The sequence below is a fragment of the Rickettsia endosymbiont of Polydrusus tereticollis genome (assembly GCF_964026385.1).
Lineage (GTDB): Bacteria > Pseudomonadota > Alphaproteobacteria > Rickettsiales > Rickettsiaceae > Rickettsia.
The window spans coordinates 1-20,026 of record NZ_OZ032142.1 but is presented as its reverse complement, the minus strand read 5'-3'; the positions used below and the strand labels follow the sequence as shown (position 1 = coordinate 20,026).

Below are 20,026 nucleotides of genomic sequence, written 5' to 3'. Positions count from 1 at the left end.
TACTTTAAATCTCACTTCATGCAATATCCGGGCTAAACGGTTTATCTAAGATAAATATTAAAAATATCATTGAGGCCGAAGTAATACAAACTAACATAACCAAAATTCTATGAAGATAGAGTTTAGTACCGAGCATACAAACAAGTATTAAATTAATAATTGTCATTATAAATATAATAACCCAATATGGAACATTTAAGGAAAAATATGACATTTTAATTCTATTGTCTCGCACTGTATAAAGGTCTTGAATCTCATTAAATATTTTTTGCTTAATAAATAATTGCATTGAGCCGTTTCCTTCATAAGCCTTAATTACTTTGATAATATTTTGTAGATAAGAAAGTACTTGATTATCGATTTTTTCTCCATTTTTCATTAATGTCCATTCATGTGTGATAATATCCTTTGTATAATTCTCAATATCCAGATAAATATCTGATCTTACTGAAGGCGGAAGCCAATTTATAGTATCTGCAAGCCTCATTAATATTATCGCTTCAGATGCCACCGTATCTTTAGTTTTGTTAAAATTACCCAGTAAAAACATTAGTACAAACCCTACCGATACTGCGTACATACTGCCGACCACTCCGGATAAAAAGCCTCCTAACCCGGATATTGCATGAAGTGAGATTTAAAGTAAGAAATTGAGTAATTTATAATATTAGCAATGATACTTTTGTAAAAATTTTGCCAAAAAGTGCTTTGAAGCCGTTATTTTCAAATTTTAGATGTAATGCCCCTTACCCCATTTTTTCTAAGCACCGGGAACAGTGCTAATCTAGGTTATTCTAATGCTAATTTCTTCATCACATGATTCCATACCTGTCGGTAAGGATATGATGAAGATAACAAAAACTTAATACGCCTAGTATTACGGATAATTACTACCCCAATTTTTAATAATTTTAAACGTATTGTACCTATTTGTGCTTTTGCTAATGCACTACCTTGTAATAAATTACCTCTGATATATTCTACTAAAGTGTATGCAAGACCCGATAAAATCATTCTGAGCTGATTAGCCCACCATCTATGACAAGAAGTACGATCTGCAAATAATTCTAGTTGTTGCTCTTTTATACGGTTTTCCATATCACCACGACCACAGTAAACTTTGTCGTATAAATCTTCAGGTTTATCTGATAAATTAGTTACTATATACCTTGGATTTTCTCCAAGCATTGTCATTTCTGCCTTACCAATTATTCTACGTTCATGACTCCAACTACCAGCCTTATATGGAAACTCACTAAAAAGACGTTGCTTTTCTTGGGTTATAATAAATGCTGCTTTTGACTTCTCCATTGTAGGTTTCAGTAACTCATTTAGTCTGTTATTTTGGGGCATTCCTACAATATATTTTATATTATGAATATCACACCAATCAAACATCTGATGACGACAAAATCCACTATCACCACGAAAAATAATCTTTACCTCTGGCCAAGCTTGGCGAAAACGTTTTACTAACAATGATAATATTGCCCAAGAATGTTTTGCTTGATCCTGCTTTGACGTCCTAAGATAACTAACTAACAGATGCTTTCCACAAAAAACATACAAAGGTAAAAAGCAATTATGACCGTAATAACCATGATAAAACTTACCTTCCTGTTGCCCATGAATTTCATCATCCGTAGCATCAAAATCAAGTATTAGCTGCTTTGGTACTATTTTATGAGACTTAATAAATTTATCAAGCATTAGTTCATGCACTTTAATTGCAAAGTGTCTATCAGCATTGTTTTCTATACGACATAAGGTAGAACTACTTGCCATATCATCAATTGTTTCCATAGCTGTTTGCATAGCAGGACATTTTCGTAGATAATTGTGGTCATTTAAATCTTCATAACCTAATGCAATACCATAAATTCGTTGCCTCAGCATTGTTGCCATATTATGGGTAATTTTACTACCATCTCGTCTATCAGGAAATATTTTAGCAAGCTCCTCTGTTATACCAAGCCTTTTATCTGCTTCTCTTAATAACAACACACCTCCATCGCTACTAATATCACCTCCAGTGAAATTTATCTCTATTGTCCGATTTTTTACTTTGGAAAACTGGTAACTATATGCTATACAATTTGTCATGACAAAATCCTTTGTATTATTCTAATGAAATACCAGTATTATACAGCTTTACGAGGATTTTGTCTCCTATATCTCATGCAATATCCGGGCTAAACTGCCTAGCTCTTCTCTTTGAAAATTATTAGGAATGATAGATTTTGTAAAATGTAAACAAATGGTACAAAAAATCATCAAAATAATATTTATTATTAAGAATAAAGTAACATTATGCAGGCTATAGAGAAAATCAATTACGTAATCGAATATATTGCTCATTGTTGATAAATACCATTAAGTGCAGTAGTAAATTATATAGAAAAAGCCTGGATTTCTGCCTCTGCGGCATTGTTGCGTGGCTCGAGTTTTCGATGTCATTCTAGCTAAAGGCGGGAATCCAGAAAAAACACTTAAAATAAGCAAAATTATATAAAAATTCACTATATAATCCGCTTAAATATCCTCTGGATTCCCGCCTACGCGGGAAGGCATTGTTGCGTGGATCGATTTTACCGTATTATGGTTATTACAAGTATGGTGTCATACCGTGGCTTGACCACGGTATCCAGAAAAAACCTTAATAAAAAGACTGGATGCCGTGATCAAGGAACTAGAATGACACCGTACGCTTTGCAAAAATTCGAGCCACGCAACAATGCCACGCGGGAATGACATACGGCACTTTTTTAGAGCCACGCAACAACGCTAATGCCGTGCAAGAATGACGCTGTCACAATATGACAGCTCAAAAAGTTTATAATTCTATTTCCTCTAAAGTTACCGTAGAATCTGCAAGTTTAGTAATTTTTTCAATTTTCAAACGTGCTTCTTGGAGTTTTTTCTCGCAATAATTTTTTAGTAAAACTCCTCTTTCAAAACTATTAACTGCCGATTCTAAACTTTCCTGACCGTCATCTATTTTTTTTACGATCTCCTCTAATTCGGCAAGTGCCGATTCAAAGCTGACATTTTCTTCGATAGATTTTATTTTAGCCATATTGTTACCTAAAAATTTTAATTATATTTTTCAAATATACGCTCCGTGAGTATATTATACCTTAATTTAAGGGTTAGCGGCAGGATTTTTTACCGGAATTTCTGATATCTGAAACAATTTTTTTAACTCGCTACTATCAATAGTTTGTTTTGGACTAAAAATATTTCCTTGAAGTTTTATATTAAGATTTGTCAGAATATCCTTATTATTTGGATCATTTGCGTTTTGACCGTTTAAATCAGGGGTTATACGCGGAACATAAAAAGATAAAATAGAAGAGAAATTCGTATCGAAATTATATATATTTATGGCCATAGATGCCGCACCGGAACTATATTGGGTATTAAAAGTTATATTCTTTAAGAGAGCTATACCTTTTTCTAACTTAATATCGCCTTTTATAGTGCTAATTGTATTTTGTCCATATGATATAGTTTTTAAATCATAGTCAAGATTTTGTGGATTGTAATTTTGTGAGTTGATTTTTTCTATAAAAGAATCAATAGAAAAATTATTAACCTTTATATTATTTATTGCAAATTGTGACTCCGTAGTAAGGTTATATAATTGATTTTTTAATGTATCGCCGCTAGTTGAAAAATTACCGTTTATACTAGCTTGACCGTTTAAAGAGGGGAATATTTTAGGGATAATAGTCGATAATCCTGTTAAATCAATCATATTAAGGGCATAAACAAAGTTGATAGAATTAGAGTCTAGTAAAATATTCCCTGTTCCTTGAAATTTACCTGCCAATATATTTGCTTCTATACTATTAATTTTGAATAAATTATTGTCATTTTCTATGCGGAATTTAAGATTTTCTATTATTAAATCATTTTGGAATAATTTAGTTAGTTTTCCGTAAATTTTTAAAGAAATTTTATCTATGCTATATTCGTTAAACAACTTATTTCTTAAAGCAAGCAGTGAGGCGGGGGATAAAAAATTAGTTTCAAAAACTCCGTCTTTTATTTCCGTGGTTAATATAGGCTTGAAACTCGATGCTTCTAAATCCCAACTAGTCGATAAATAATTATTACCTGCTCGAATATCCAAATTATTAACTTTGAGATGAGCCGGCGAGATATTGGCTAATAAATTTACTTTTTCAAATGAATTATCGGCAAAATTTATATTATCTATGGTAAAATCTAAGTTAGCCAAACAATTTAATGTTCTGATCGGGATAAATTTATTTAGGTAATCTGAATTTTTCATATCTTTCGTTAAGTCTTCAATAAACTCGATAATCGGTGAAATTATAGGGTAGGTTTGCTTAGTTAAATCCAGCAAAGAAAAATTAAGGGTGGCATTCACATGCGGAATAGACGCTATAAATTTAGTAGATAAATCACCCGTTACATTAAGATTATCAGTTTTCAATAAGAAATTTCTTAAATATAAATCTATTAAAGTTAATTTTAAATCTGAGGACAATACAAAGGGGGTGACCTCTTTCACAGTTGCACTGCTAAACCCTAATATATCTAATAGAGAGTTTAAATCATTGTGAGTTAAGGAAATCTTGCCGTCAAACATACTTCTTATCGAATTTTGTGTTACGTCTCCCGTAAGCTTAAATTGCCCTCCTGTTCTAATACTACCTGAAAACTCTTCTACTTTTAAAATTCCTTCCGTTAAGTTAGAAGAAAAGATTATTTTATCTAACGACTCATTATTGCTTAAAACTATTTCATCGATTGTAATGTCGGTTTTTAATAATTTATCGGCAAAAATAAACCTCAAATTAGCAGGAACGCTATTAAATTGATCAGAAATATTTGAAGTAAGAAGGGAATTTATATCTATTTTCGGAAAATGTAAGGTAATAAGGCTCGGAACTTTATTATTTTTACTGATATCCATTACCCCGTTTCCTAAAACAAAAGGCGAATTTATCGTTATATCTTTTAATTGCAATATATCTTCTGCCGCTAAAATATTAAATTTAATATTTATAGGTTCATTTTGTTTAAATTTGCTAAAAATATGATTTAACTCCGGTAAAATACTATGCAAAAAAGCGGCTAAATTTTTTATTTGATATTCGCCGGTACCATTTTCTAATTTCGTCCCTAGTTTAGAATTTTTATAAGTTTCCGATATCTTAAGGCTATAATTACTATTATTAATATTTAGATTGAAATCTATCAGGTCATTATTTTGCTTAACAGAACCCGAAATTTCTCCTATATTATGGTTTGCTTTAAATAAAATGTTAGACGATAAATTATTTTCTTGTCCTAAGGAACAATTAGTAAAATTCACAATAGAATAATCTTGCTTATTAATAATATTTAAATTAGTAATATTGAGCTTTATATCTTTTAAGTTAGAATTTAGAAAAATATTTATTAATTGTTCATGATCGTAAATATTTAATTTATTGTCATTTGAATAGATTTTAGCATCTAATATATTAAGACGGCTAATTTTAGGCTTAAAGTTTAAGAACGACCAAAACGAAAAATGAACTTCTATTTTTTCTAATTCTATTTTCCCTTCTTCGGTTATTGATTCAATAATTAAATAAGGGAAAGGGAGTTTATTTACTGTTACTTTCCCGATATTCGGGGCAGTAATACCAAAATGAGCAACAAAATTTTTGTCTATAGAATTATAATTAATAAGAAACGAGGCACTAAATATTGTAAATATTAATAACGCAACGCTAATTGTAGTAAAGGCAATTATTTTTTTTATCATGTTATGTAATTTATAAAAGCTTTTTAAATATTATTACCTATAACTATTAGAATTTAAAGGCAAATTAATGACTTTCTCGCAAAATTTAATTTTAGTTGGTGTAATAACATCGTCTCACGGTGTGCGAGGAAATGTTATTATAAAATCTTTTACTGATCCTGCAGCAAATATTGCCAAAATGAAACTAGTAAATGAATCGGGCGAAGATATTAACATTAAATTAATTAATCAAAATTCTCAAGGGAATTTAATTTGTAAGTTTAATAAAATATTAAATAGGGAAGAGGCGGCAAGTCTAAAAGGCTATAAATTATTTTGTTTAAGAGAGATTTTGCCGGAGTTAGGAGAAGATGAATTTTATATAACGGATTTAAATAATTTACCCGTATTTGATCAATCAATGAAGCCTTTAGGCAAAATAAAAAATATTTTTAATTTTGGTGCCGGCGATTTAATAGAAATAGAATTTCTAGACAAAAAAATAGAATTATTGCCTTTTACTAAAATTTTCTTTCCTATTATTACTAAAGATTATGTCGTTTACGTTCCGGAGATTATTTCTTCTTAAATTTAATCGTGTAAAATTAAGTACGATACAGGTTTTTTTTATATGCTATAAACCGTTTCTTAATAATTATGTTTGTCTTGTTGCATGGCTCGAAAAACCTCGCCATGACGAGACGCCAAGAGCGTTGTTGCATAGCTCGAATTTTTCGATGTCATTCCCGCGAAAGCAGGAATCTAGAGAGTATTTAAGCGAATTACATAGTAAATTTTTATATAATTTTGCTTATTTTAAGTGTTTTTTCTGGATTCCCGCCTTCGCGGGAATGACATATAGCACTTCTTTAGAGCCACGCAACAATGCCGTAATTTCCTTGCAATGACGTAGATTTTCCAAGGTATCTTTTTTTATTTTTCAATGCCGCATTAAGTATTACATATAGCTTGTAATATATTTTTTATCTGTTATAATTCACTCCTTAAAAAATAGTTTATTAATTAAGGAGTAAGTAACAAATTTATGAAAAATAACGATTTAACCTCTGATTTTTTTGTTAATAATTACGTTGATAATTATAATAACGCAAGAAAATTGTTCCGTTTATGGAACAATGAAAGAGCACTTACTTTATTTAATAATGCTCTCAAAGAACCATTAGATTCTTCTGCATCACTTAAGGAAATATATTTGTATATAGGACGAATTTACCTTAGACTAAAAAATTATGAAGAAGCTTCTACCAATTTTAAAAAAGCTATTCAAGAACAGCCCTATTATATAGAAGCAATAGGTAAATTAGGGGAAACATATTTTAAATTAGCTCAATATAAAGAAGCTGCTAGTTATTGTGATCAAGTTATAGAATTAAATCCTTCTCTAATAATAGCTTACTATAACAAGGGTAATATATTATTAAACCTTGCTATTGATAATAATTTAAAGGATCAAGAAATAGGTAAGAAAGCGATAGAATGTTATAAGAAGGCTTTAGAAATTAAGACTCCTCTTTATGAGAAAGATATTTGTTGGATATACACAAGTGAGAAACAAGAAATACCGGCTTTAGCTAAAGGAAGAAATAAAGAATTAAGTAAAGAGATTGCCGAAATAATAGTATGGAAAGGTAACGTTTCTTTAAAGCAATTTGGCAAAGCTGAAAAAGCTCTTGCAGATTATAATAAAGCTTTAGAAATTGACTGTAATTGCTTGGAAGCTTTATGCGAAAAAGGACAAGTTTTAATAAAATTAGAACGCCTTGAAGAACTTGTTGAAGTATACGATAAAATGATTGAAATGTTTCCAGAAGAAAGTGAAGAAGTCTGCTTTGCAAAAATTAAATTATTATTGATAATTAATGCAAGTAAAGGTGTCGAAGGTGATAAAAACCATGAAAGTGATGAGCTATCGGTACTAGGTTTTAGTGAGGACTACAGCGATAGTGAGTAAGACTTAATAAAATTAGCGTGACAAAGCTAGCTAAATTTGTATTAATAATAATTATTAATGCATTTTTAGTTAGGTTTAAGTCATGCCGAAAGCTTTAAAATACTCAATTGTTACATTGCTGATTACAGTTGCTCTCTTAATTATAATACCTTTTTTTATTCCTTTAAATAGTTATAAAGGTTTAGTAATAAGTAAAGTTAAGGAGGCAACAGGGCGTGATCTAGTAATTAACGGTGATATAAAACTTAAGATACTGCCAAACCCTTCCGTGCAACTGCAAGAAGTTAGATTATCGTCTATAGCAGGGACAAAAGAGCCGTCTTTAGTTGATATAAAAGAAGCTAGAGCGGCTCTTAGCCTGTTCCCGCTTATTACCGGTTCAATTGAAATAGCCAGTATTGAGCTACAAGAACCGACAATTAATTTAGAGATATTAGCCGACGGACGCAAAAACTGGGAAATGACTAAGGCTGAGAAGAAGAATAATACTACCGGAAATGCAGTTGCCGTTATTGAGAATAATACTGTAGAATTACCTGTTTTTGTTAAGCATATCAAAATCGTAAACGGGAAATTGACTTATATTGACGGTAAAGGGCGAGGGGTGGTTGGCGGCATAAATCTCGATACTAAAATTAATAGTATCAAAGGTCCGATAGATTTTACTTTGTCGATGAACGGTTTGGAGCAACAAATTAATGTTACGGGAAATATAGCGGAGCTTGCAAAAATTATTCCTATTGTCGTCTCTCTTGATATTTTAAGCGAAAAAATTAAAGTTGAAGGGAAATTTGATACCGATAACAACTCTTTTATAGGCAATGCATCGATTAAAGGTAATAGCAAAAATTTTGGTGTTCCTGTTCAGTTGCAAGGTGATTATGAGTTAATAACCTCTATTTTAGCGGATAATAAACAGCTAGCTATCAAAGATGCGAGGCTTAACTTTAAAGATATCGAGCTTGCGGCTCAAGCTAATTATGATATCGATCAAAATAATATTAAAGCAAATATAGTTTTAAATCCCGGTAATATTATAGTTGACCTAGCTTCTAATATTGATAAATCTGCTATTTTTAACGGCGATATTAAACTACAAGCTCAAGCAATCCAGCCTTTACTTACGGCTTTAAATATAAAACCGGCTAAATCCCTGCCTATCGCTAATCAAAAATTAACATTTGCTACTAATCTAATTTATAATCCTCAAGAAATAACCTTCCAAAATATCAATTTCCTTGCTGCAAATACTAGCTTGCAAGGTATGATTAAAGTAAAAAACCTACCGCAAGATATTTTAGTTTCTCATAATTTAAAAGTTAATAATGCTAATTCTTTTATGAATTTGTTAGGCGTTAATAGCTCTAGCTCTATTGGGTCTTTACAAATTAGCGGTGAAGTACAAAAAATCGGTGATATTTTTCAAATCAACGATAAAATAGGTATTTTCAATACCGATATATTAGTTAAAGGCAATGTTAACTTAAGCGGCACAAAACCGAATTTTACGCTAGATTTACAAAGTAATTTAGTTAATTTGGATAAAATAATTGCTTCGGATTCAGCTAGCCAATCAAATACCAAGGTTAGTGATCAAAATATTGCTAAAAATATTTCCGGCGGCGGTGCTCCTTGGTCTAATAACCAAGTAGATTTATCTTTTTTAAATTCAATTGAAGGAAATGTTACCGTTTTCATAAACAAACTTACCCAAGACTCTTTAGTTCTTGATAGTTTGAGGGTAAAATTAAATATAGAAAAGGGTAAATTAAATATTAATTCCCTCACTTCAAATATTTACGGCGGGCAGCTTAACGTAAGCGGTTATGTGCAAGCGAGTAAAGACCAAGGTGCTTCTTTCAACATTGATTTAAAACATGCACATTTAAGAAATATAATACCGCAAGGCGGCAAAATTAAAGTAACCGAAGGGCAGTTAAGTCTAAAAGCCGACCTTAATACTCATGGAAATAGTAGTTATAAATATGTAAGTAACCTAGGCGGAAAATTTAGTATGAATGCCTTAAACGGCAAAATAAGCGGATTTGATTTAAATAAAATAGTTGATGCGGTAAATAACGTTAAAAATGCTGAAGGGGTTCTCCGAGTAATTAATTCTTCTTTTACCGGCGGAGAAACGGCTTTTAATAATTTAGTTGCTAATGCCGATATTGAAAACGGCATCGTCAAATTAATCGAATGCCGACTTGATGCTTCGCCGGCTATTGCGACCGCTACCGGTCAAATTAATTTACCGCAATATATGATGGATATAAATGCGACTGTCAATATAGCCAATCTTCCGCCTCTAGGCGTTAAACTATACGGCTTTCTAAATAACCCACAACATAAATTAGATGCTAAAGCTTTACAAAAGCATTTAGTTAAAAATGTCCTAAATAGTGTTGTTAAAGATTTAAAGGGCGGAGAAGCTAAGCCGGAAAATATTATTAAGAATGCACTAGGAATCGGTAAAAAGAAATCTGCTGAACCTCAAGATGGTCAGCCTACCGATAATCAAGAGAGTAACGATAATAAAGCTAATGATCCGGTTAATAAATATTACAGAAGGGGTTGAAAAAGCCGTTTTAAGTGACGTTTGTCATTCCCGTGAAAACGGGAATCCAGACTTTTTTTGTCATGCTGAACAAGTTTGCCGCATCTTTTTGTAATAGACCCTGAAATAAATTCAGGATGACTATTATTTTTCTGGATTCCCGTTTTCACGGGAATGACATTAACCCTTACAAAAATCCAGTGCTAAAAATATAGCAAATAAATAAAATATTGAATAGGCAAAAAGCCTTTTTGCTTGCTTATGATCAGGAGTATCACGAAATAACGAAATAGAGTAATATAAAAATATTATTCCAAGTATGCCGGCAATTATCAAATATGTATGATTACTTATTTTGACAAAAAAAGGCATCAGGGAAGTGATAAATAGGGCAATGCTATAAATAAGTACTTGTTTCTTAGTATAATAAGCACCTTTCACCGCCGGCATCATCGGCACTTTACAATTTTTATAATCTTCATTACAGAAAAGAGCCAAGGCCCAAGAATGGGGCGGTGTCCAAATAAAGATAATTAAAAATAAGGTAAATGAGGCAATAGATATCTCATTACTAACAGCTGCCCAGCCAATCATAGGAGGAAGAGCACCGGCAACACCGCCGATAACGATATTTTGTACGGTAGAGCGTTTTAACCACATCGTATAAATGAAAATATAGTAGCAAATAGTAAATAATAATAAGGCGGCAGCAAGAAAGTTAACGCACAAAGCCATAAAAAAAACTGAAAAGAAACCGGTTATTATGCCAAAAGATAAAGCTTCGTCAGCCTCTATAACTCCGGTTATTAAGGGTCTTTTTTGTGTACGTTTCATTAGTCGGTCGATATCTCTGTCATACCACATATTGATTGTTCCGGCACTTCCGGCACCAAGTGCAATACATAGCACCGCAATAAAAGCAATAAAAGGATGAATAGAAGAGGGTGCAAGCCACGCACCTGAAAATCCCGTAAAGATTACCAAAGACATTACTCGTGGCTTCATAAGCGAAATATAGTTTTTAACGGTACTGCGGTTATCTTCAGTAGCAAGTGTCGTTGCATGGGCTATTGAATTCATAGGAATTTATACATAATTCGCATTAATATAGTGAAGAGCGGGCAAAGATGTCGGCAAGTTTAAATCAATTGACTATAAAAATCAAGGATTGACTTTAATGTGAGAAATGTATATATTTTTTGTAATAAATAATATTGTTATAAATTACAAGGGAATACAATAGTGACAAAAATCGTTAGTTCTAAGTATAAAGCTAGTAGAAGATTGGGTGTTAGCCTATGGGGAGATAGTAAAGACGCCTTTAACACTAGAAATTATCGTCCCGGTCAGCACGGGCAAAATACCATGATTAAAACTTCCGATTATGGTTTACACTTAAAAGCAAAACAACGACTAAAATGTCATTACGGTCGTATTAATGAAAAGCAATTTAAGAATATCTTTGCTCTTGCCCAAAAAATGAAAGGTAATACCGGTGAGAATTTTATCGGGCTACTCGAAAGCCGACTTGATACCGTAGTATATAGGATGAATATCGTATCGACAATTTTTGCCGCTAGACAATTAGTTTCACACGGTCACATTAAAGTAAACGGCAGGAAAGCTGATATTGCCAGTATGCGATTGAAAGAAGGGGATGTTATCGAGCTTAAAGATTCTACTAAGCAAATGGCAGTTGTTTTGGAGTCCGTATCAAAGCAAGGTCAGACTGCACCCGGTTATTTGTCCTTTGACGTTACTTCTCTGTCAGGAAAATTTGTACGAGTACCGGGAATTTCCGACGTGCCTTATCCCTTTGAGCCGGAAATTAACTTAGTGATCGAGTTATATTCTCGTTAAGTAGTTGATATTATTCGTGTTCTCTACGTTATTTCCGCTACTCCTTATGTTCATTCCTGCGAGGGCGAGGCGTTTGCATGGATAATAAAAGCACGGTCTATGTCATTCCTGCGAAAGCAGGAATCCAGACTAAAAAGCCTTAACTTACAAGGCTTTTTTCTATATAACTGAAAGTGATAGTTATTCTTTAGTTTAATTTTTCTGGATTCCTGCTTTCGCAGGAATGACATAGACTATGCTTAACCTATTCCACGCAACAATCCCTCCAGACACAACCTTCTCATTTAATCATCTTCAAAAAATTCCGGCTTGAATAATTTAAAACTTTCACTCGGTGATTTCGGTAGGGAAATTAGATTATATTGTTCATCAAAAGCATTGCCGTATATTTTGGTAATATTATTAATATTTTCGGGAGCTTGAAAGCCTAATAATATTGATTTCAGAATAGTAAATATTGCTATATACGAGTCGGTAGTAGGTGAGGCTAAACGATGCTCCAAACGTTTTGGGTAGGAGTCAGGTATACGCAAAGCAACCGTTCTATTATTTCCGCCGAATGATATATTAGTCGGAGCCATAAAATTTTTATCTATACGTAAATAATCCTCTTCATTAGACATAAATATTAAAAAAGTATCGAGCATATAGTGGCATAAACTTTTAGCTACTACCTCAGTAAAATCACCCTTTACATTATCATCGGAAATAAAATTAATATGAAAATGCATACTATTGCCGTAATCATTTAAAAATGGTTTAGGAGAAAAATTTATGTTACCGCCTAGTTTTTTAGCGATATTTTCTAAAGCAAGCTTAACATTAGATATTTCATTGATATAATTTATTAAATCTGTCGAAGGCGGTAAGTCTATTTCAAATTGATTATTGCCTTTTTCTTTTTTTACTTTTGAAATTTTTTGTCGTGCTAAATATTTACTTGTAAGAGTTGCAAATTTTGATATATCAACATTAGGGCTTAAATAAAATTCTATTTCCACACCTATAACCGGAATTAAGTTATAATATTTTTGGAATTTTGTTATTATTTTCTCTAGTTGATTGTTTTTTTGTAAATTATTTGCTAGGTTACTTACAAATGCATTATAGGATATTTGCATGAAAGAACTAATAAATGGATTAGTTTATTATAAAATTTTTGACAAAAGCTACAAGCATTCTAGCCATATTTACGTAAAAAAAAATGCATCTATCAATTTAGCAGAAATAGAAAAAAATAAAAAAGCTATTATTAATCATTTTTCGGCAGATGATATTTTAATTTTACGCCAGGTACACGGTAATAAAATTATTGACGCTGATATAGCTAGCAAGATTGCTGAACCTGAAGCAGATGGTGCTATCACTACTAAAAAAAATTTAATTTTAGCTATTCAAACGGCAGATTGCGTACCGGTACTGCTCGCAAGTGATGACGGGGCAGTTATCGGTGCAGCACATTGCGGTTGGAAGGGTGCTAAAGCTAATATTATTAGCAATTTAGTTACTTCTATGAAAGAAAAAGGTGCAAAGAATTTAATTGCGGTAATAGGTCCGGCAATTGTGCAAGCTTCCTATGAAGTTGATAGCAAATATTATGCTGATTTTATTACTGATTCGTCTAATAATTCGGTATTTTTTATTGAGTCTAAAAGAAAAGAGCATTATATGTTTGATTTGCCTAAATATGTAGAGTCAAGACTTCAAGAAATGGGCGTAGAAAATATTAAAAAAATAGCAGAAGACACTTATACTAATCCTTTAAAATATCCAAGCTGCCGGCGTTCCTTTCATTCAAGGATGCCGTATAAGGAAAATATATTATCGGCTGTTGTAATAAAGTAGGTTAATGGTTATCATATATGGTATTGCTTGCATGAATAGGTTGAAGCAGGTTTTATGTCATTCCCGCGAAAGCGGGAATCCAGAGAATATTTAAGCGAATTATATAGTAAATTTTTATATAATTTTGCTTATTTTAAGTGTTTTTTCTGGATTCCCGCTTTCGCGGGAATGACAGATAGCACTTTTAAAGAATACTCTATTTATAACTAAAATTTCACTTTAAATAAAATAAATCGTATGAATTCAAATTTATCCTTTTTCTCCATAATTTACGCACCGAACGAAATTTTTAAAAAGCAAGCCGAGTATATAGATGTCGTAGATGACAATATCCGTATTATAATCGATAAAATGCTTAAGACTATGCAGATAGAAAAAGCCGTTGGGCTTGGTGCTAATATGGTCGGGATATTAAAGCGTATAGCTATAGTTGATTTGTATGAAAATAATAAATCTTCTCCTATTATTTTGATCAATCCGGAAATAATTTATTTTTCTGAAGAGAAGCAAAGTTTTATGGAAAGGTCTTTATCCTTTCCCGGGATAGACGCAAATATTACTCGCTCAAAAACGATAAAAGTAAAATATCTTGATTATGAAGGAAATAAACAGGAACTAAACGCCGAAGGTTTTTTAGCTACGGTAATCCAGCACGAAGTGGATTATTTAAACGGCAAAGTTTTTCTAGATTATCTTTCAAAACTAAAGCGTGATACTTTACTAAAAAAAATGGGTAAGCATTTAAAGCTCCACCCTCCGCATATCCACAGTGCAGGATGTCGACATTAGGGAAATTCCTCAAGAAGGTAAGCGTTGGCTACGTGGATTGATTTTACCTCGTCATTGCGAGGAGATTCGAAGAATCGACGTGGCAATCTAGGAAAAAAAAATGATAAAAAGTGCTATGAAATTTATTATTTTTAGATTGCCACGCTCCTTTTAGTCGCTCGCAATGACGTTTGGGGTATCTGACCTTGCTATAAAAAAACGTACAGATTAAAGAGAGACGTTTTTAATTTTTTTGTAGTTTATCTCATATTCATATAGAGGAACATAATAAAGGTGATGATAGCTTTAATCAAAGAATGATAGACGTCCTTAATTTAGCGGCAAATGCACATAAAACATTCAAAGGTTCGAAAATTGAAGAAAAAAGGAAACTTATAAAATTAGTGTTTTCGAACCTAAAATTAAACAACGAGAAACTTGATTACTCTCTACGTTCTCTAGTACGATATGTTCGTAGAATTGCCTGAAAATAATGACTGGCGCACCCGAGAGGATTTGAACCCCTAACCTTATGATCCGTAGTCATATACTCTATCCAATTGAGCTACGGGTGCTGGTGAATAAATATATTTTCAAGTGAAGCGGATTAATAATATTACACTATTACTGCTTTGCAGCATATCTAAAAGCTCAGCACTTGTCAAGGAAACATGCTTTTTAAAGAAATCACTAAAATTATTACAAATATATACAATTAATAGTTGAATATTTTAAATAAATAAAATATATATATTGTGCATAAAATTAATATGAGAGAAAGAGCATGACTAAACTTTTTAAACTTATAATAACTTACTTACTTTTTATTAGTAGCTTAGCCCAGGCTGAAACTATAGCAGAGCCGGCTAAGGAAGTTTTAGGAATAGTTAATTCCTTAAAAGTTGAAGAGAAATGGCAAAAAGGGAAAACTATTAATTGTAAAACCGGTGAAACTATAGAAGAATATACCGGTGAGCATAAAAAAACCGGTAATCGTATTACACATGATAGCTGTTTTGTTTATGCTGTAGCATCTTCTCTTAATATAGCAAAAGATTCTTTACCGCCTCATCCTGAATTCGGTACGGATTTTATTCCGTTCCTTACAAATAAACAAGCCGATTGGTATGAGAAAGAAGGAAGTAAACAAGGATGGAATTATATTAAAAATAAAGATAAGGACAATAATTTTATCCAGGCACAAAAATTAGCTAATCAAGGATATTTAGTTGTCGCAATATATAAAAATATCAATCCTAAAAGGCTCGGACATACTTCTATAGTTATACCGAGTAATAAAGATGTAGAAAAAATTAAACTAGAAGGACCTGATACTGCACAAGCCGGTATAAATAATTTTTCCTGCGGTTCATTAAAGAAAGGCTTTAAAAATAAAAAAGACGTATTTAAAAATAATGAAATAAAGTTTTATTATCACAAAATTAATAGCTAATTTTTTATTATTTTAACTCGAAAACCCTATCATGGCGAAGCCACGCCGGGTGTTGTTGTATGGCTTGAATTTTTGATGTCATTCTAGCTAAAGGTGAGGATCCAGGCATTGTTGCATGGCTCGAATTTTTGGTGTCATACCAGCGAAAGCTGGTATCTAACTTATTAGTGTTGTTATATTGTTAAGTAGATTCCCTCTTTCGAGGGAATGACACAAAGTGTAAAATCGAGCCATGCAACAATGCCGTCTTGCCATGACGATTTTGGAAGTCATGCAACAACGCCAGGTTTGCTAGACCTCTGAATAGATATCTGTTACTCGATCCGATAAATAAACAATTTCATTTCTTCTTAAACATCTCAAGCATTCTTTCTGTAACTATGAAACCGCCGAAAATATTTATAGATGCAAGAAAAGTTGCAAAATATCCAAGTAAACTAGAGAAACTAAAAGCCGCACTACTTGCCGCAATCATCGAACTAATAACTATAATACCTGAAATAGCATTAGTAATTGACATCAAGGGCGTATGTAAAGCCGGCGTTACTTTCCAAACTACATAATATCCCACAAAAGAAGCTAATACAAAAATTGTTATAGCAAAAACTAACGGATCAATGCCTCCGCTGCTTGCCTGCCAACTACCGTCTATTACTAAATCTTTTAATTTATCTGATAAATTTTGCGTCTTCTCGGCTATTTCTGCAGCTTGCCTTGCTGCTATCGGTAATTGATTCATATTTTTACCTAAATTTAAATTCCTTAGCGTTGTTGCGTGGCTCTAAAAAAGTACTGTATGTCATTCCCGCGAAGGCGGGAATCCAGGCTTTTTTGTCATGCTGAACTTGCTTCAGCATCTCTTATAGTAGATCCTGAAATAAATTCAGGATGACTTAAAAATATTTTTTTCTGGATTCCCGCCTTCGCGGGAATGACATCAAAAATTCGAGCCACGGTGCCAAGAAGCACCTCGCCATGGCGTTTGAGGTATCCATGCAATAACGCCATACAAGCCCATAACTGTTGAAAGTGAGAAAGAGCATCATAAAATATTCTTTATATGAGGTAAAAATTACTACTAATAATGTCGTAATATTATTGTGACCGTTCACGGATAATATAAAAAATAAATGAAAATAGGAGCTTTAAAAGTAAATAGAATTATATAGAAATAGATAGGAAAAGAAAAGCAGCAATATTAATGAATAATCTTGATCGAATTATAGAGTTAGAAAAGCTAGTAGAATTATTAGAAGTAACCAACCAACGGCTTTTACAAGAAAATAAAGAATTAAAGATTAAGCTAATAGAGTTGGAAGATAGGCTAAATAAGAACTCTAGCAACTCTGGTCTTCCTAGTTCTAAAGATATATACCGGATAGAGAAGAAGACAAAGCCAAAGAGCGATAAAAATCCCGGTGGTCAAATAGGTCATAAACATAATGCTTATGAAATAAAAGCATCAAATATCAACGTTGATATTATACCTGAAGAAGAGAGTTGTAAATGCGGTGGTTCATTGCTATTAGAAGAAAAATATAGAACCCATCAAAAAATAGAAATTCCTATTATCCAGCCGGTTGTTACGGAATATAGGTTGTATAGGAAAATATGCACTTTATGTAATAGAAGATATAAAGCAAAACTTGATAATTATCGATTGTTAGGGAAAAACGCTGAAAGTATAATTAGCTCTTTAAGTGGATTCTTTAATAATAGTAAGAGAGAAGTACAATTAATATTAAAGCAAATATTTAACCTTGATATTAGTCTTGGCTTAATCTCTAATACTGAGAACAGAATATCAGTTAAGTTAGAAGATAAATATAATGAATTATTGAATAAAATCGAAGAGAGCAGTTACCTACATTTAGATGAGACAAGTTCTAATAATAAAGGCAATAAACATTGGTGTTGGGTGGCTGCAAACAAAGCTTTGACGGTATTTAAGCTAGCTAATTCAAGAGGGCAGAAGGTATTAAAAAGTTTTTTACCGGAATATGAAGGCAAAGTAATAAGCGATAGATATGCAGCTTATAACATGTTTGATAGCAACAAACGTCAAATATGTTTAGCTCATTTGCGTAGAGATTTTAAAAGATTTGCTTATAGTCAGAATGCCTCGCTTGCTAAAATTGGTTCAGACCTTCTTTATATAACTGATACGATATTTAGGCTTTATAATTTACATAAAGAAAATAAGCTAGATCAAGCTCGATATTTAGCAGTAATGCAAAAAATTAAAAAGGTTATGTTGTATTACTTGCAAGACGTCGCTAATACTGACTACTTACAAGCCCAAAGGGTAGCAAATAATATACTAAAATCATTCGATATGATATGGCTCTTTTTATATGATCCACAAATAGAGCTAACTAATAACTTGGCAGAACGACAGATAAAACATTTTGTTAAATATCGAAAAAATTCTTTTTTTACATGGTCACTAAGAGGCGACAGATTCTTAGAAAGGATTAAGTCACTTTATGCGACCTCTAAACTCCAAGGTGTTAACCCTTTCTGCTATTTACTAAAATTACCGTGAACGGTCACATATTATTAGTATTTCTTTCTCTAGTAGTAAAAAATTGTAATAACTTAATTACTACTTTCTCACTTTCAACAGTTATGCATACAAGCCACGGTATGACATTGAAACCATTTTTAGAGCCGTGCAACAACGCTGCTATACGGCTAAATTCACTTGTATCAAGCTTTATGAATGACGCTATACATAGTTGACGGTTCTACTATTTGCTTAACAATCGCATCAGAGAAACACAAGCTATGTTACTTTAAAATCTCTAACATAATTCACTAAAAATTCAACGTTTTCAGGAGGGGTTTCCGGCATAATGCCGTGTCCGAGATTAAAAATAAACTTCTTACCGTTAAAATTCGATAAAATCTTGCTCACTTTTTCTTTAATTACATCCTTATCGGTAAGTAACACTATCGGATCTAAATTGCCTTGTACTATTATTTTATTGCTCCACGATTTCATTACCTCAAGCGGTACATACTGATCACAAGCTATAATATCTATACCTGTTTCCACTATGTATTTTTCATATAGCCACCCGGAGTTTTTTGGAAAACCAATAATCGGAATATTAGGAAAATATTTTCGTATTTCCATTATTATTTTTTTTGTAGGTTGTAATACAAAATCTACGTATTCTTCGCTACTCAAAACTCCTGCCCACGAATCAAAAAGCTTTAATATATCTGCTCCGGCTTTTGCTTGATTTATAAGATGATAAGCGGTTTTTTCGGTAATAAAATCTAAAAGCTCTTTAGCTAATTGTTTATTTTCGTAAATAAATTTTTTGCTTATTTTAAAATCCTGTTTGCCCTTTCCCTCTAACATATAGCTCATCACTGTCCACGGGCTACCGGTAAAACCAATTAAAGAAGTATGTATTGGTAGCTCAGCTTTTACTTTTCTGATTATCTCATAGATAGAAGAAAGTTTTTTACTAGGATCATTTTCTAAATATCTAAAATCATCGTGTGATTTGAATTGACGTAATATAGGACCTATATTTTCTTTAAACCTCACATCCCAACCAAGTGCATGCGGTAATACTAAAATATCGGAAAAAATTATTGCTGCGTCAAAATTGTAACGCCTTATCGGCTGCAGAGTTATTTCAGTTGCTTTATCAATATCATAGCATAACTCAAGAAAACTATCTACCGTTTTCCTGATTTTCATGTATTCCGGTAAGTATCTACCTGCTTGTCGCATGAACCAAATCGGAGTATTAGTATTGTTATTCTTCAGAAGTTCAAAAATTTGATTCA

At 32.3% G+C, this 20,026-nt stretch carries 15 protein-coding genes, 1 tRNA gene and 1 pseudogene; 8 read left to right on the top strand and 9 right to left on the bottom strand.

The features are described from left to right. Window positions 1–16: 16 nt before the first annotated feature. The 4 genes from AAGD48_RS00085 to AAGD48_RS00070 all read right to left on the bottom strand — a co-directional run bounded on the left by AAGD48_RS00085 (window position 17) and on the right by AAGD48_RS00070 (window position 5,785). Complete coding sequence (locus tag AAGD48_RS00085; protein ID WP_341789962.1) at window positions 17–580, bottom strand: hypothetical protein; 564 nt, start codon at window positions 578–580, stop codon at window positions 17–19. Between the two features lie 209 nt (window positions 581–789). Next, window positions 790–2,103: an IS1380 family transposase gene (locus tag AAGD48_RS00080; protein WP_341789277.1), complete on the bottom strand. Its 1,314-nt coding sequence runs from the start codon at window positions 2,101–2,103 to the stop codon at window positions 790–792. A gap of 730 nt (window positions 2,104–2,833) precedes the next feature. Beyond that, window positions 2,834–3,076 carry an exodeoxyribonuclease VII small subunit gene (locus tag AAGD48_RS00075; protein WP_341789961.1) on the bottom strand — a complete coding sequence of 81 codons (243 nt, stop codon included), beginning with the start codon at window positions 3,074–3,076 and terminating at the stop codon, window positions 2,834–2,836. 66 nt (window positions 3,077–3,142) lie between these two features. Continuing rightward, a complete protein-coding gene (locus tag AAGD48_RS00070; RefSeq protein ID WP_341789960.1) occupies window positions 3,143–5,785 on the bottom strand; it encodes an AsmA-like C-terminal region-containing protein in 2,643 nt (880 codons plus the stop codon). Between the two features lie 67 nt (window positions 5,786–5,852). On the opposite strand from AAGD48_RS00070, the gene rimM reads away from it, so the two are divergent. The 3 genes and pseudogenes from rimM to AAGD48_RS00055 all read left to right on the top strand — a co-directional run bounded on the left by rimM (window position 5,853) and on the right by AAGD48_RS00055 (window position 10,328). Continuing rightward, entirely contained in the window at window positions 5,853–6,353 is a 501-nt protein-coding gene (gene rimM, locus AAGD48_RS00065) for a ribosome maturation factor RimM (protein WP_341789959.1), read from the top strand. Between the two features lie 456 nt (window positions 6,354–6,809). Then, the gene (locus AAGD48_RS00060; RefSeq protein ID WP_341789958.1) at window positions 6,810–7,736 is read left to right on the top strand and encodes a tetratricopeptide repeat protein; all 927 of its coding nucleotides are present in this window, start codon (window positions 6,810–6,812) and stop codon (window positions 7,734–7,736) included. A gap of 82 nt (window positions 7,737–7,818) precedes the next feature. Continuing rightward, a pseudogene (locus AAGD48_RS00055) lies at window positions 7,819–10,328 on the top strand (AsmA family protein). 145 nt (window positions 10,329–10,473) lie between these two features. Here the strand turns inward: AAGD48_RS00055 and cyoE are convergent. Next, the gene (cyoE, locus tag AAGD48_RS00050) at window positions 10,474–11,373 is read right to left on the bottom strand and encodes a heme o synthase (RefSeq protein ID WP_341789956.1); all 900 of its coding nucleotides are present in this window, start codon (window positions 11,371–11,373) and stop codon (window positions 10,474–10,476) included. Between the two features lie 162 nt (window positions 11,374–11,535). Between cyoE and rpsD the strand changes: the two genes are divergently transcribed. Further along, window positions 11,536–12,153 (top strand): 30S ribosomal protein S4, encoded by a 618-nt coding sequence (gene rpsD / locus AAGD48_RS00045; RefSeq protein WP_341789955.1) that lies wholly within the window; start codon window positions 11,536–11,538, stop codon window positions 12,151–12,153. A 284-nt stretch (window positions 12,154–12,437) separates the two neighbouring features. Here rpsD and AAGD48_RS00040 read toward each other — a convergent pair whose 3' ends face one another. Continuing rightward, the gene (locus AAGD48_RS00040; RefSeq protein ID WP_341789954.1) at window positions 12,438–13,274 is read right to left on the bottom strand and encodes a glutamine synthetase; all 837 of its coding nucleotides are present in this window, start codon (window positions 13,272–13,274) and stop codon (window positions 12,438–12,440) included. On the opposite strand from AAGD48_RS00040, the gene pgeF reads away from it, so the two are divergent. Both pgeF and def read left to right on the top strand, forming a co-directional pair. Next, on the top strand, window positions 13,273–13,998 hold the full coding sequence (gene pgeF / locus AAGD48_RS00035; protein WP_341789953.1) for a peptidoglycan editing factor PgeF: 726 nt from the start codon (window positions 13,273–13,275) through the stop codon (window positions 13,996–13,998). The two genes, AAGD48_RS00040 and pgeF, sit on opposite strands and share 2 nt — an antisense overlap. Before the next feature lie 237 nt (window positions 13,999–14,235). Further along, on the top strand, window positions 14,236–14,787 hold the full coding sequence (gene def, locus AAGD48_RS00030; RefSeq protein ID WP_341789952.1) for a peptide deformylase: 552 nt from the start codon (window positions 14,236–14,238) through the stop codon (window positions 14,785–14,787). 477 nt (window positions 14,788–15,264) lie between these two features. On the opposite strand, the gene AAGD48_RS00025 is transcribed toward def, so the two are convergent. Further along, window positions 15,265–15,341 (bottom strand) — tRNA-Arg (locus AAGD48_RS00025). A gap of 209 nt (window positions 15,342–15,550) precedes the next feature. Here AAGD48_RS00025 and AAGD48_RS00020 point away from each other — a divergent pair. Then, window positions 15,551–16,219 (top strand): hypothetical protein, encoded by a 669-nt coding sequence (locus tag AAGD48_RS00020; RefSeq protein ID WP_341789951.1) that lies wholly within the window; start codon window positions 15,551–15,553, stop codon window positions 16,217–16,219. Between the two features lie 340 nt (window positions 16,220–16,559). On the opposite strand, the gene AAGD48_RS00015 is transcribed toward AAGD48_RS00020, so the two are convergent. Then, on the bottom strand, window positions 16,560–16,958 hold the full coding sequence (locus AAGD48_RS00015) for an NAD(P) transhydrogenase subunit alpha (protein WP_341789950.1): 399 nt from the start codon (window positions 16,956–16,958) through the stop codon (window positions 16,560–16,562). Between the two features lie 462 nt (window positions 16,959–17,420). On the opposite strand from AAGD48_RS00015, the gene tnpC reads away from it, so the two are divergent. Further along, a complete protein-coding gene (tnpC, locus tag AAGD48_RS00010) occupies window positions 17,421–18,764 on the top strand; it encodes an IS66 family transposase (protein WP_341789949.1) in 1,344 nt (447 codons plus the stop codon). A gap of 240 nt (window positions 18,765–19,004) precedes the next feature. Here the strand turns inward: tnpC and hemE are convergent, their stop codons facing one another. Further along, window positions 19,005–19,970, bottom strand: coding sequence for a uroporphyrinogen decarboxylase (hemE, locus tag AAGD48_RS00005; protein WP_341789948.1), 966 nt, complete (start codon window positions 19,968–19,970; stop codon window positions 19,005–19,007). Window positions 19,971–20,026: the final 56 nt, after the last annotated feature.

Coding starts and splice junctions, on each gene's coding strand:
- AAGD48_RS00085 (WP_341789962.1), bottom strand. CDS start 580: ATGTACGCAGTATCGGTAGGGTTTGTACTAATGTTTTTACTGGGTAAT.
- AAGD48_RS00080 (WP_341789277.1), bottom strand. CDS start 2,103: ATGACAAATTGTATAGCATATAGTTACCAGTTTTCCAAAGTAAAAAAT.
- AAGD48_RS00075 (WP_341789961.1), bottom strand. CDS start 3,076: ATGGCTAAAATAAAATCTATCGAAGAAAATGTCAGCTTTGAATCGGCA.
- AAGD48_RS00070 (WP_341789960.1), bottom strand. CDS start 5,785: ATGATAAAAAAAATAATTGCCTTTACTACAATTAGCGTTGCGTTATTA.
- rimM (WP_341789959.1), top strand. CDS start 5,853: ATGACTTTCTCGCAAAATTTAATTTTAGTTGGTGTAATAACATCGTCT.
- AAGD48_RS00060 (WP_341789958.1), top strand. CDS start 6,810: ATGAAAAATAACGATTTAACCTCTGATTTTTTTGTTAATAATTACGTT.
- cyoE (WP_341789956.1), bottom strand. CDS start 11,373: ATGAATTCAATAGCCCATGCAACGACACTTGCTACTGAAGATAACCGC.
- pgeF (WP_341789953.1), top strand. CDS start 13,273: ATGAAAGAACTAATAAATGGATTAGTTTATTATAAAATTTTTGACAAA.
- AAGD48_RS00040 (WP_341789954.1), bottom strand. CDS start 13,274: ATGCAAATATCCTATAATGCATTTGTAAGTAACCTAGCAAATAATTTA.
- def (WP_341789952.1), top strand. CDS start 14,236: ATGAATTCAAATTTATCCTTTTTCTCCATAATTTACGCACCGAACGAA.
- AAGD48_RS00020 (WP_341789951.1), top strand. CDS start 15,551: ATGACTAAACTTTTTAAACTTATAATAACTTACTTACTTTTTATTAGT.
- AAGD48_RS00015 (WP_341789950.1), bottom strand. CDS start 16,958: ATGAATCAATTACCGATAGCAGCAAGGCAAGCTGCAGAAATAGCCGAG.
- tnpC (WP_341789949.1), top strand. CDS start 17,421: ATGAATAATCTTGATCGAATTATAGAGTTAGAAAAGCTAGTAGAATTA.
- hemE (WP_341789948.1), bottom strand. CDS start 19,970: ATGCGACAAGCAGGTAGATACTTACCGGAATACATGAAAATCAGGAAA.